Below are 12,841 nucleotides of genomic sequence, written 5' to 3'. Positions count from 1 at the left end.
GCCATCTTCATCACGCCCGCGACCCCGGCCGCCGCCTGGGCGTGCCCGATGTTGGACTTCAACGAGCCCAGCCACAGCGGACGTTCGGTGGGACGCTCCTGCCCGTAGGTGGCCAGCAGCGCCTGCGCCTCGATCGGGTCGCCCAGTCGGGTGCCCGTGCCGTGCGCCTCCACCGCGTCCACGCCGTCGGGGGTGAGGTCCGCGTCGGCCAACGCCGCCCTGACGACCTTCTGCTGGGCGAGCCCGTTCGGTGCGGTGAGCCCGTTGCTCGCCCCGTCCTGATTGACGGCCGAGCCGCGTACGACCGCCAGGACCCGTCGTCCGGCCCGCCGGGCGTCGGACAACCGCTCCAGCACCAGGACGCCCACGCCCTCGGCCCAGGCCGTCCCGTCGGCGGCTGCGGCGAACGCCTTGCACCGACCGTCGGGGGCCAGCCCGCGCTGTCGGCTGAACTCCACGAACATGCCGGGTTCGGCCATGACCGTGGCCCCGCCCGCCAACGCCATCGTGCACTCTCCGGCGCGCAGCGAACGCACGGCCTGGTGCAGGGCGACCAGGGAGGACGAGCAGGCGGTGTCCACGGTGAGCGCAGGGCCCTCCAGCCCGAGGACGTACGCCAGACGCCCGGACAGGACGCCGGCCGTCGTCCCTGTCAGGACGTGCCCCTGCACCGATGCGTCGGCCTCGTGCAACCGGGCGCCGTATTCCTGGCTCATCGCACCGACGAAGACGCCGCCGGTGCTGCCGTGCAGCGCCGTGGGATCGATGCCCGCGTGCTCCAGCGCCTCCCAGGACGTCTCCAGCAGCATGCGCTGCTGGGGGTCCATGGCCAGCGCCTCGCGCGGGCTGATGCCGAAGAACGCCGCGTCGAACAGCCCCGCGTCGTGCAGGAAACCTCCTTGCCGCACGTAGGTCGTGCCGGGACGGTCGGGGTCGGCGTCGTAGAGCCCGTCGAGGTCCCAGCCGCGGTTCTCGGGGAAGTCGGTGACGGCGTCAGTGCCTTCGGTGATCAGCCGCCACAGCGCGGCGGGTGTGTCCACGCCGCCGGGGAGACGGCAGGCCATGCCCACGATGGCGACGGGGTCGTCCGCGCCGGGGGACGGGGAGGGCGCGGCCGCCCGGGACGGTGCGGCTCCGGGGCCTGTGGCCTCGGCCCCGTGCACGTCCCGGCCCAGCCGCGCGCAGAGATGGTCGACCAGCGCGCCGACGGTGGGACGTTCGAACAGCAGGGTGACGGGCAGCGACAGCCCGGTGGCCTCGACGAGCCTGTTGCGCAGGGCGATCCCGGTGACCGAGTCGAAGCCGAGGTCGCGGAAGGAGACGCGGGCGCGACCGAGTTCGCCGTGGTCCGCGCCGCCGCGCAGCGTGACGATCAGCGAGCGCACCAACTGCTCGACCCAGGGGCGCTGCTGAGCTTCGGGCAGCGCGGTGAACCGGGTCCGGAAGTCCGTCTCCCCGGTGGCTCCGTTCTCTCGTTCCCCACCGTCTCCGCCGTCGCCTCCGGCCTCACGTGCCGGGTCGAGGGCCGCGGGATCGGGCAGGAACGCCAGGTCGGGCGGCGCTGCGTCGTCGTGCTCCGGGAAGAGCGCGGCCCAGCGGGCGTCACACCCGGCGACGTACAGTTCCGCGAGCCCGGTCAGCAGGTTGACGGCTCCGTCCTGTCCACGCCGCAGGGTCGGGACGACCCGTCCGAGGGCGCCCTTCGGGGAGTCCGCCGCGAGGGCGTCGAGGGTCTGCTGCACTCCGTCGAGGACCACCGGATGCGGGCTGACCTCCAGGAACACGCGGTGCTCCGCGCCCGGCAGGGCCCGCACCGCGTCCGTGAGGCGGATCTCGGAGACGATGTTGCGGTGCCAGTGGGCGCCGTCGAGTCCGGCGGTGTCGAAGGGGCCCCCGACCAGGGAGGAGTGGAACGGGACGGTTGTCGTGCGTGCGGTGACCGAGGCGGTTCGGCGCAGCAGGGGGCCCGGGTCCACCGCGAGGTCGGGGGCGTGCGCCGCCAGGCCGTTGCCGAGTGTGCGGGCTCGCACGCCCGCCGCCCCGAGTGCCCCGACGAGTTCCGCCACGGCCGCGCGTTCCCCGCTGAACAGCACGGACGCCGGCCCGTTGGCCCCTGCGAAGTGCACCCGCCCGCGTCGGTGGGCCGCGCGCAGCCACGGCTCCAACTCGGACCGCGACAGGAGGGCCGAGGCGAGGTCCCCCTCGCCCGGGGCGTCGGCCTGCATCCGGCTCCACGCGGTCACGACGGACGCGGCGTCCTCCAGGCTCAGCGCCCCCGCGACCTGCGCGGCGGTGATCTCACCGAGGCTGGCCCCGATGACGGCCGCGGGTTCCACGCCGCACGCGCGCCAGAGTGCGGACAGGGCCACCGTGACGGCGAACAGCACGGGTTGCACGACGTCGACCGACTCCAGCGGCGGCGCCCCCGGGGCCCCGCGCAGCACGTCGAACAACGACCACGTGACGTGCGGCTCCAGGGCCTCGGCGCACTCGGTCAGACGCGCCCGGAACACCTCGGAGGCGGCCAGCAGGTCCAGCGTCATCCCGGCCCACTGGGAGCCCTGACCGGGGAAGACGTGGACCGCACGGCGGTGGTGCACGGCCTTCCCGACCCGGGCGGCGCCGGTGGGGGAGCGGAACAGCAGCGGGGCGAACCCGCCCTCGGCGAGGGCCCGCAGCCCCTGGATCGCCTCCGTACGGTCGGCCACCAGCAGCACGGCACGATGCGGGTCGCTCGTCGCGCCGGGCGCGACGGCGAGTGCCCGCCCCACCTCGGCGGGCCGGACGTCGGGGTCGGCCTCGAAGTGGACGAGGAGGGCCCGGGCCCGGGCGATCAGGGCGGGCTCGGTGCGCGCCGACACCACCAGCGGCACGAGCGGCGCGTCGAGGACGGGCGGTGCGACGGTGCGGGCGGGCTGGTCGATGGCGGTGTCCGGGCCCGGTGCGGGGCGCGGCGTTGTCTGCGACACGGCTACTCGGCTTTCTCGTCGACCGGTTGACCGGGTGCGTCGTCCGGTTCCCGTCGATCCGGGCGCGGTGGACACGGGTGTGGGTGGACACGGGTGTTCTCGCGGAGGTGCGGCAACGGGCTTCTCGCGGCACGGCCCGGTGACGTCCGTCGACCTGCTGGGCCGCTCACCGGAGGGCCTGGGGCCCGTTCGGTCGGCCGGGTCGGTCGGTCACCGGCGTCCGCCTTCGTGGTCCACACGGCGGGTGGTGCGCGGACCGGGCACGTTGGCGTGTGCCGCGCTCTCAGCGGTGTGGACTTGCGGTGCCGTTCATGATCGTTTCCCCCGGATGACGTGTGGTCTCGTCGGCAGTGCGAGGCCGTGCGAGGGGCCTCGCGTCAAGCGCGACGGGGCGCCGCGGCGCACCAGCGGCGGCCGACGTGCGTGCTGCGCGTCCGCTCGGGTGTGCGACCCCCGTCTTCTTGATCCGTACCCTGCCACGGACCTCTTGGCGGCACCATGGGCCCATCTTGAATGCCTGGTGGGAGCCCCGTGGCGGGGCTGACGCCGACGGGCGGGCGATGACGGGGGGACGTCGCGGGGCTGCTGGTTTCGGCCACGCAGCCACCCGCGACCCACCCGCCGCCCGTCCGTCTCCCGGCGCGCGGCGAGTGGCGGGTGGCGCGGGCGGTCGGGCTCAGCCGGCGGCCGGCTCTCCGCAGAGGATGCGGCCGAACAGTCCCTGGAGTTCCCCACCGGGGTCGATGCCGTAGTCCTCGGCGAGGGTTCGGCGTGTGCGGTGGTAGGCGTCGATGGCTTCGGCCCGGCGGCCCGAACGGTAGAGCGCCTTCATCAGGAGCAGGCTGAACCGCTCATGGGTGGGAAAGCGGGCGCTGAGCTCCGCCAGGTCGGCCGTCGGCACCGAGACGTCGCTCTCCGAGGCCAGTTCGGCCTCCCACAGGCTCTCCAGGGCGACCAGCCGCAACTCCTCGTAGCGGGCGGCGGCGTGGGCACCGGGCGTGTAGTCGCTCACCTCCGGGTGCGCACCGCCGCGCCACAGGGCCAGGGCCTCCCGTAAGGTCCGGCTCGCCTCCTGGTGACGTCCTGCCGTCGACAGCGCGCGGCCCTCGTGCAGGAGTCGCTCGAAGCGGACGGCGTCCAGGCTCTCGGGGTCCCCGGCGAGCACGTAGCCGCCCTGCTCCCGGCGCAACAGGTGGTGCCGCTGCCGGGGCGGGCCGTGCGGTTCCAGGACACGGCGGAGATGGGAGACGTAGCTGTGCAGATTCGCCGCCGTACGGGCGGGGGCCTTTCCCGGCCATACGGCTTCGGTGAGCTGTTCCGTGGTGACGGGTTGCCCCGGAGTAAGAAGGAGTGTCGAGAGGACGGCTCTCTGCCGCGCCGACCCCAGAGGGACCGGACGGTCGTTCAGATACACATCCAGAGGGCCGAGAACATGGAAAGTCACTGCGTTGCCGACGATGACGGTCACACCTCCGGAGCTGCGGCGAAGGACGGTTGCGCGAGTGTTCAGGGGTACCCGGACGGGCACGTGTTCCATGAATTGCGATGGCCCAAGAAAGCCTCGCCACAGCGTACTTGGGCCTTCCTTGAAGACAAGCCCCATTGATCTAGGGATACTGCGGCAATACGTCACCCCGGTATCCTTCGTGTGACATTCCCCGGTGGCCGACATGCCTGTCCCGCATTACACATACACGCCACGTGGGCTTCATCACAGATCGGTTACTGCGGCGGCCACGCCGCGCTTGTCGGCGTGCTGTCCTCGGCGTCAGTCCGGTTGCGGCGGGGCATTCGCTGTTGTCGCGGCCGGCACCTCCGAGGCGGCTCGGTCGACGTGGGCCCGGTCGCGGGCCCCCGCTCACCGGACGACGGCGTATGCCTGGCCCCCGCGCGGACTGGCCGCGGCGACCACGCCGCCACCACCGTCCACGCCCGTCGCGCACACCTTGCCGAGGGTCTGCGCCGGGACCTCGCGAAGCTCGTGGCCGCGACGACCCAGCTCCTCCAGCACCGCCGGATCGAAGCCCCGCTCGGCCACCAGAGTGAGCGGCCGTGACTGACGTGGCGTGAACGAGGTGGGGACGTGGTCGGTGTGGAACGTGGTCGCCTCCGTGGCCTGCTGCGGCGGCATGCCGAAGTCGACGTGGTTGAGGAAGAAGTGCAGCGTCCACTGGTCCTGCTGGTCCCCGCCCGGGGTGCCGAAGGCGAGGTGGGGGCGCCCCTCCTTGAGGACGAGGGTGGGGCTCAGCGTGGTGCGCGGGCGTTTGCCGGGCGCGAGGGAGTTGGGATGTCCCTCGACCAGCCAGGCCATCTGTCCGCGCGTGCCGAGGGGGAACCCGAGGCCCGGCACCACGGGGGAGCTCTTGAGCCAGCCGCCGCTGGGCGTCGAGACGACCATGTTGCCCTCCCGGTCGGTGGCGGTGACACAGGTGGTGTCCCCCTTGGCCGCGGTCCGCAGCAGCACGGTGGGTATGCCGTTGCCCAGTTGGGCGAGCCAGTCCGGATCGGTGGGTGCTCCTGAGGGGGTGTCGAGGCACGTCGGGACGTGCGGGGTGCGGCCGTCGGGTGAGCCCGGACGCAGCACTCCGGACGCGGCGGGGGCGATGAGCTCGCGGCGCTTCGCCGCGTAGTCGCGGTCGAGCAGGGCGGCCAGCGGCACGTCGGCGTGGACCGGGTCGCCGTACCAGGCCTCCCGGTCGGCGTAGGCGAGCTTCGCCGACTCGACGACGGTGTGCAGGTGGTCGGCACTGCCGTGCGCCATGGCCGTCAGGTCGAAGCCCTCCAGGAGCGCCAGTTGCTGGAGGAAGACCGGGCCCTGCGACCATGGTCCGGGCTTGTGGACCAGGTGGCCGCGGTAGTCGAACGAGGCGGGCGTTTCCACGGGTGGCCGCCACGAGGCCAGATCCTCTCCGGTGAGCAGGCCGCCGTGCCTTCGGCCCGTGGCGTCGACGGCTGAGCCGGTGGCCATGTACCGGTCCACGGCCTCGGCGACGAATCCCTGGTAGAAGGCCGCCCGTGCGGCCTCGGCCTGGGCCTCGCGGTCGGCCCCGGCCGCTCGGGCCTCGGCCAGGATGCGTCGGAACGTTCGTGCCAGGGCGGGGTTGCGCATCCGGGACCCGGCCGCCGGTGCGGTGCCGTGGTCGAGGTAGGTGCGGCCGGACTCGGTCCACTCGTCCCGGAACAGCGGAGCCATCACGCTGATCATCTCGGCGGCCTTGGGCAGCAGCGGATACCCGTCCTCGGCGTACCCGATGGCGGGCAGCAGCACGTCCTCGACCCGCAGGCGCCCACGGTCACGCAGGAGCCGCATCCACGCGCCGAACGCGCCCGGCACGCACGCCGCCAACAGGCCCGAGCCGGGGACGGCGTCCAGCCCTCGTTGCCGGAAGGCGTGGGCGGTGGCCGCCGCGGGCATCGGACCCTGCCCGCAGACGACCTCCACCCTGCCGCTCGCCGCGTGGTGGATCAGGATCGGGGCGTCCCCGCCGGGGCCGTTGAGGTGGGGTTCCACGACCTGGATGACGAGGGCGGCGGCCGTCGCGGCGTCGAAGGCGTTGCCGCCGCGGTCGAGCATCGCCATTCCCGTCGCCGAGGCGAGCCAGTGGGTGGAGGAGACGGCGCCGTGGGTGCCGTGCAGTTCGGGGCGGAGCGGCACAGGGGTTCCTTCCCTGGAGAGTCACCGGACGGTGTGCGGGGCGGTGATCCGGCCGTGGGCGACCGCCGTCACACGGCCTGTCACGGCGGCTTGCGCAGGGGAGCCGTTCGACACCGTGAGCGTGCACGTCAGCAGGGCCGGCCGGCCGGCTTCGGCGCCCTGGCGGAGCGTGTAGGTGTGGCTGCCCTCCGCATTGGGCAGTCGGTCGGTCCCGGCCAGCCACAGTCCGAGGGCGGCGGCCACCGGTGCGCACGCCGGGTCCTCGGCGATGCCGAAGCCGGGTGCGAAGAGCCGGGTGCGGGCGGTGCGCCGGGAGCCGTCCCAGTGCAGGAGGCACAGCGCGGGGAGTGCGGCGGCGGCCATCCGGGCCGGGTCCGGCTCCGCCCGGAGGAGAGCCGCCTCCCGTACCGGCAGGAAGGCGAAGGGGGTTCCGAAGCCTTCGGCGCGGGGTTTCCCACCGGACGCGTCCCCAGCGGCGAGACCGACCGCCGCGAGCAGCGGTGCCGGGTCGAGGTCGGCACCCGGAGCCGGCCCGGTGAGGGTGAGCGTCGCACGGTCGGCCTGTGCGGTCAGTACGTGCCGGGCCGGCCCGCATTCCTGGACCACCCGCCCGGCCGGGACGGCACCGACCCGTACCAGCGTCGCCGCCGTGCCGACACAGGAGTGGCCTCCCCCGGAGGATTCCGCGGTGGGGGTGAACACCCGGACCCGGTAGGTGGCGTCCGGTGCCGTGGCCGGCAGCACGAACGCCGTCTCCACGGCGCCCAGCTCCGCGGCGATCGCGCCCATGGACGCGGTGGACAGGCCGTCGGCATCCGGGACGACCGCCAGGGTGCTGCCGGCGAAGGGGCGGTCGGTGAACATGTCGACCACCTCGTAGGGGATCACGCGGCACCTCCGGGTGCGAGCACGGTGTGGGCGATGTCCTCCAGCACCTCGATGCGGCCCTGGTAGGGGAAGCCGTCGCGTGGCCAGTGGAGGACGACGTCGGTGAAGCCGGCGGCCTCGAACAGTCCGCAGGCGTCCCGGTAGGCGGAGACGGAGTCGGAGACGTCGCGGATCATCGCCCCGGTCACCACCAGGCGACGCACCGTGGAGGGGTCGCGTCCGACGGCGGCGCACGCCTCCTCCATCGCGCGCACCTGGCCCGCCAGGTGGGGGAGGGCCCTGTCGTAGCGCTCGGGTTCACCCCAGCCGGGCCGCCCGGCCGTCACCCAGATGTCGGCGTACCGGGCCGCCAGGCGCATGCCGCGTGGGCCGGTGGCGGCGACGGCGAACGGCACCCGCGGCCGCTGCACGCTGCCGGGGACGGTACGCGCGTCGACGGCCGTGAAGTACCTGCCCGCGTAGTCCGTCACCGGCGACCGCAGCAGCCGGTCGGTCAGCTCGACGAACTCCTCGAATCGCTCGGCCCGCCGGGCGGGCGAGAGCGGCTTCGAGCCCAGCACCTCCTCGTCGTGGCCGCCCGATCCGGCGCCCAGCCCGCAGACGAGCCGGCCGCCCGAGATGTCGTCGAGCGCCGTCAGCTCCTTGGCGAACGTCACCGGATGCCGGAAGGCCGGGCTGGCCACCAGGGTGCCCAGCCGGATGCGCGACGTGGCCGTCGCCGCCGCCGTGAGCGTGGGCACCGTGCCGAACCACGGCTTGTCGCGCAGGGTGCGCCACATGAGGTGGTCGTAGGTCCACGCGTGGTCGAATCCGAAGGTCTCCGCCCGCGCCCACAGTTCCCGGGCCCGCGCCCATCGGTGCTCGGGCAGCAGGACCACGCCGTGTCGCAGCCCGCTCACCGGGCCGACGCCCGTGCGCGGTCGAGGGGCAGCCCGGCGGACAGGCGGGCGATCCGGAAGAGGGACTCGGTCAGGTCCTCCTCACACGCGAGGACGTCCGGTTGCCGCAGTTCCTTCGGGACCTCGTCGTTGCCCGCGGCGGGGTAGAGGCCGTTCGCGATCAGGTCCAGCACGACGGCCTTCTGCCTGCGCAGGAGCTGTGAGGCGACCTCGGACGACGAGACCGGGGCGCGCAGGGTCAGGAAGTAGCAGTCGAAGACGGCGCCCCACATCCGCGGCTGGACGGTGTCCCGGTCGGCGATGGACCGCTGGAGGAGGGAGCGCCCTCCGGTGACGAGCTTGGAGGCCACGCCGAGGTGGATGCGGCTGCTGAGGCGCACCTCCCGCACCAGCGCGTCGACCTGCGAAGCCGCGACGGGCGGCACCTTCCGCCCGCGGAAGAGGCTGCGCACGGCCGGGTAGTCGGGGGCCCACGTGCCGCTGAAGGTGCTGTGCAGGCGGTACATGCTCGGCCGGATGGTGCCGTTGTAGACGGCGCGATCACAGGAGCCGGTGTAGAGCAGCATTCCGCAGTACCCGCGGACGTGCTGGGTGATCTCCGCCGACAGCTCCTCCCGGTCGCCCTCTCCCGCGGAGAGCCGGGCCAGCGCGTCGGCGAGCAGCCGCCAGATGACGAAGGAGATCTGGTGCCCGGTGATCCAGCGGAACCAGAACAACCGCTCCAGTGTGAACCCGGCGGCGGGCCGGGGGCCGTCGAGTCCCTCCTGGGCGCGGGCGCGCAGGTCCCGGCACACCTGCCGCACGTCGGCGTGCCGAACGCATCCGTTCGGGGCGTACGGCTCCCCGGGGTGCGGGAGGGTCAGCGGCTCCAGGCCGTAGGGGTAGTCGCTGAAGTCCCAGCCTCCGGTGCCGGGCAGGGCGAGGGCCGCCGCGGAACCGGGGGTCACGAGGCGCCCACCGGGAGGTGGGTGAACTCGAACTCCAGGCCGTTGACGTCGAGGCAGTAGAAGCTCTCCACTCCGTCGTCGTCCATGACGATTTCGGTGGGCGGGTCCGGCACGGAGAACGCGTACCTGCCGGAACGAGCCAGTTCCCACCAGTGCTCGCGCTGACGGCGCAGGGCCTTCGGAGAATCGACGGCCATGCAGACGTGCTGGAACTGCGTCTCGTGCGGGCGGGGCCGGCCTTTACCCGAGGCCGTGCTTTCGAAAAGATGGAAGCGGGTTTCTCCGCAGGCCAGTTCGGCCATGCGCACGATGCCCGGCAGGCGGCTCACCGTCAGGTCGGAGAAACGGTCCGTCGCCCAGGTGCGCCGGCAGCCGAGGAAGTCGCGGTACCAGGTGGTGCAGTTGTCGAGGTCGGTCGTCTGCACCGCGATGTGGTGAAGGTACGTGTGGGGGAGAGGAGGAACCGGCGGAACCGGCTGGGCCTTCATGATTCTCCTTCGGCGGTCCGGTGGGTGCGGCCGTGGTGAGGACCGTTCCGGTCAGAGCTGTTCCAGTTCGAAGATCACCTCTCCGACCGCGAGATCGATCGTGTGCTTGCGGCGCAGGAGCCAGCCGCCTTCCTCGAAGACGGACTCCCAGTCCGCGACCGTGGGAATAAAGGTGCCCATGAGGTCGTGCGCGACCTCGAATCCCAGAGTGAACACCGGCAGTTCGTCGTCCGGAATGCCCACCGTGCGGGTGGCGTCACCGAGGAGGAAACGTCGGGTCTCCGGAAACAGCTCGCGCAGCCGTTGCAGCGTGGCCACGCAGCTCTGCCGCGGCCAGAAGTCGTGGCCCATCATGAAGGAGGTGAGGAGTTCCACGCCCAGGAACTCCTCACGGGCTTCCATCGCGAGCACGTCCGCTTCCACGAAGAGGACACGGTCCGCCAGTTCGGCCGCGGCGGCCGCGTCGGCGGCCGACGTCAGGGCGGGGCGGGCGATGTCGACGCCCACTCCCCGCGCCGTGGGAAAGCGGCGAAGAAGTTGCAGCACGCGTTCGCCGCTACCGCACCCCAGGTCCGCGACGGCGGTGACCTCGAAGTCCAGACCGTCGACCGCCTTGCGGAACCAGGGGTCGTAGCAGAAGGTGCTGATCTCCCGGCAGGCGTACGCGATGGCCGCGCTGTCCCGTCGTCGGAAGTCCCCCACCCTGTTCTCGGCGACCAGGACCTCCGGCATCCGGCGGAACAGGTCGGCGCTCCCCCGGGAGAGCCAGTGGAAGAAGGAACGGGCTCGGTAGACCTCGGCGAAATGGGCGGCAGGAACGATCTTCACGTCGTCACGTTCCACTATGCCGACGGCGGCCAACGCCCGGAAGAGAGCGAGTGCCGCCGTGGGGTCGAGATGTCTTTCGGATGCGAACTTGTTGACGTCGAGAACGCCGTGGCCGGATAACTCGTCCAACGCGCCGATCTCCCACGCCGCACTCACCGCCGAGGCGGCCACTGACGCATTGAAGATACGGGCCACCGCCGATTCGGCGTCACCGGTAGTCATACCGATTTCCCCCAGAGTTTTGAGTCGCGCAGGTCCACGATCCAACAGGATCTTGAGAGCCGTTGATCGTTTCTCGGTGTTGCCCGGCCAGTACGCGGTCCTCTCGTGAACCGGGCCGGTTGCGCATGATCTTCGAGCGGGGGCTCGGGCCCGTTTGTCCCGGGGCGCGGGAAGCCCGCCACGGTGCAATGCTCCCCCATCCCGGGTCGCCACGACAAGCGTTGCTCGCGACAACGACCGCGGGGTTGACGAAGATGCCAGGAGCAATGCATCGTAGTCAACTGTCACGCGTAGGAGTTTAGACGGGGGACTGTGAACGGACAGGGCCTGACCAGCCCCTTCCGGCAGTGACTCAGCCGACGTTCCCGCCTCCCGCCAGGTTTCCGCTTCAGGCCGATGAATTCCGTGCACCTCTTGGGCGAGGAACATCAAGTGGAATGGGATGATCCTGTACCGGAGAAATCCGGGTTGGGCACACAGCATCAGCGAACACGGCATGTGCAGCGCGACGCGGGCCCGGTCCGCTCCCACACGGAGTGGGACCCGCTTGAGGAAGTCATCGTCGGCATCGTCGATGGTGCGAGTTTCCCGACCTGGCACTTCTCCATGGAACCCGTTCTTCCGGTCGGACGGCGCGAGGCGTTCCGTCGGCACGCCGGCCGCCCGTTCCCGCGGGAACTGATCCGGGCCGCCCGAGCGGAACTGGAGGAGTTCGCCCGGATACTCGAAAGGGAGGGCGTCACCGTGCGCCGTCCGGAGCGGATGCCCCAGCGCCGCCCCTACTCCACCGGTGAGTGGGCCAGCACCGGCATGTACGCGGCCATGCCGCGGGACGCGCTGCTCGTGGTGGGCGACGAGATCATCGAGTGCCCCATGGCCTGGCGGTCCAGGTACCAGGAGTCACTCGCCTACCGCCCTCTGCTCAAGGAGTACTTCCACGGCGGCGCGAGGTGGAGCGCCGGGCCCAAGCCCGAGCTGCGCGACGAGCTCTACGACCACGAGTGGACCGAGCCGGGCGACGACGAGCCGACGCGCCTGGTCGTCACCGAGTTCGAACCCACCTTCGACGCGGCGGACTTCATCCGCTGCGGCCGGGACATCATCGCGCAGCGGAGCAACGTCACCAACACCTTCGGCATCGAGTGGCTGCGCCGCCACCTCGGCGACCGCTACCGCGTCCACGTCATGGAGTTCGACGACGCGCACCCCATGCACATCGACGCGACCCTGATGCCGCTGGCCCCCGGCAAGCTGCTCGTCCACCCGGAGCGAGTGCGGCGCGTACCGGACCTCTTCCGGGGCTGGGACGTCCTGCGCGCGCCGGCCCCGGTGATCCCCGACAGCCACCCGCTCTATCTGACGAGCAAGTGGATCAACATGAACCTCCTCATGCTGGACGAGCAGCGCGTGGTGGTGGAACGTCAGGACGAGCCGATGATCACCGCGCTCAAGAACTGGGGCTTCACGCCCATCCCCTGCGACTTCCGCCACTTCAACAGCTTCGGGGGCTCCTTCCACTGCGCCACGCTGGACGTCCGTCGCCGGGGCGGCCTCCACTCCTACCTGGGGTGAGGCGCGTCGTGCCGACCCGGAGGAACCCGAGCAGCCGCCGCGGAACACCGGGCCGTCAGCCTCGGCGCCGAGCGGCCGACCACACTCCGGCAGGAGAACACTCCGACGCCTGATCCGAAGGAGTTTCCGTGACCAATCCGTTCGACGACCCCGAGGGGCGGTTCCTCGTACTGCGCAACGAGGAGGGCCAGCACTCCCTGTGGCCGGCCTTCGCCACCGTGCCGACGGGGTGGCTGGTGGTGCACGGTGAGGACGACCGGGACACGTGCCTGCGCTACGTGGAGGAGCACTGGACCGACATGCGGCCCGCCCGGCTGATCGCCGCCGAGTCCTGAACCACCCGTGACCGGGGCGGACCGAACGCCCGCCCCGG

General features: G+C 72.1%; 10 protein-coding genes. 2 read left to right on the top strand and 8 right to left on the bottom strand.

All coding sequences use genetic code 11. The features are described from left to right. From IF129_RS26905 to IF129_RS07655, 8 genes are all read right to left on the bottom strand, one after another. Window positions 1-2,969, bottom strand: a 2,969-nt coding sequence (locus IF129_RS26905) for a beta-ketoacyl synthase N-terminal-like domain-containing protein (protein ID WP_318153611.1), incomplete at its 3' end; no start/stop codon positions are given. A 676-nt stretch (window positions 2,970-3,645) separates the two neighbouring features. Beyond that, entirely contained in the window at window positions 3,646-4,383 is a 738-nt protein-coding gene (locus IF129_RS07685) for an AfsR/SARP family transcriptional regulator (RefSeq protein WP_191208718.1), read from the bottom strand. A gap of 444 nt (window positions 4,384-4,827) precedes the next feature. After that, entirely contained in the window at window positions 4,828-6,624 is a 1,797-nt protein-coding gene (locus tag IF129_RS07680) for a gamma-glutamyltransferase family protein (RefSeq protein ID WP_191208717.1), read from the bottom strand. A gap of 21 nt (window positions 6,625-6,645) precedes the next feature. Further along, on the bottom strand, window positions 6,646-7,512 hold the full coding sequence (locus tag IF129_RS07675; protein WP_191208716.1) for a PhzF family phenazine biosynthesis protein: 867 nt from the start codon (window positions 7,510-7,512) through the stop codon (window positions 6,646-6,648). After that, complete coding sequence (locus IF129_RS07670) at window positions 7,509-8,411, bottom strand: LLM class flavin-dependent oxidoreductase (protein WP_318153610.1); 903 nt, start codon at window positions 8,409-8,411, stop codon at window positions 7,509-7,511. Before IF129_RS07670 ends, IF129_RS07675 begins: the two co-directional genes overlap by 4 nt. Beyond that, window positions 8,408-9,358, bottom strand: coding sequence for a hypothetical protein (locus tag IF129_RS07665; RefSeq protein WP_191208715.1), 951 nt, complete (start codon window positions 9,356-9,358; stop codon window positions 8,408-8,410). Before IF129_RS07665 ends, IF129_RS07670 begins: the two co-directional genes overlap by 4 nt. After that, a complete protein-coding gene (locus IF129_RS07660) occupies window positions 9,355-9,846 on the bottom strand; it encodes a VOC family protein (protein WP_191208714.1) in 492 nt (163 codons plus the stop codon). Before IF129_RS07660 ends, IF129_RS07665 begins: the two co-directional genes overlap by 4 nt. A gap of 51 nt (window positions 9,847-9,897) precedes the next feature. Next, entirely contained in the window at window positions 9,898-10,803 is a 906-nt protein-coding gene (locus IF129_RS07655) for a methyltransferase domain-containing protein (RefSeq protein ID WP_224754495.1), read from the bottom strand. Between the two features lie 699 nt (window positions 10,804-11,502). On the opposite strand from IF129_RS07655, the gene IF129_RS07650 reads away from it, so the two are divergent. Beyond that, window positions 11,503-12,468 carry an amidinotransferase gene (locus IF129_RS07650; protein WP_224754494.1) on the top strand — a complete coding sequence of 322 codons (966 nt, stop codon included), beginning with the start codon at window positions 11,503-11,505 and terminating at the stop codon, window positions 12,466-12,468. A gap of 128 nt (window positions 12,469-12,596) precedes the next feature. Continuing rightward, window positions 12,597-12,803: an MbtH family protein gene (locus IF129_RS07645; protein WP_191208712.1), complete on the top strand. Its 207-nt coding sequence runs from the start codon at window positions 12,597-12,599 to the stop codon at window positions 12,801-12,803. Window positions 12,804-12,841 lie beyond the last annotated feature (38 nt).

It is taken from the genome of Streptomyces chumphonensis, assembly GCF_014779715.1.
Lineage (GTDB): Bacteria > Actinomycetota > Actinomycetes > Streptomycetales > Streptomycetaceae > Streptomyces > Streptomyces chumphonensis.
Note: the sequence above shows the minus strand (reverse complement) of the source record. Positions and strands in the feature narration are given on the sequence as shown.

Bases quoted from the DNA above. Each gene is read 5' to 3' on its own strand.
- IF129_RS07650 (WP_224754494.1), top strand. From the start codon at position 11,503: ATGGAACCCGTTCTTCCGGTCGGACGGCGCGAGGCGTTCCGTCGGCAC.
- IF129_RS07660 (WP_191208714.1), bottom strand. From the start codon at position 9,846: ATGAAGGCCCAGCCGGTTCCGCCGGTTCCTCCTCTCCCCCACACGTAC.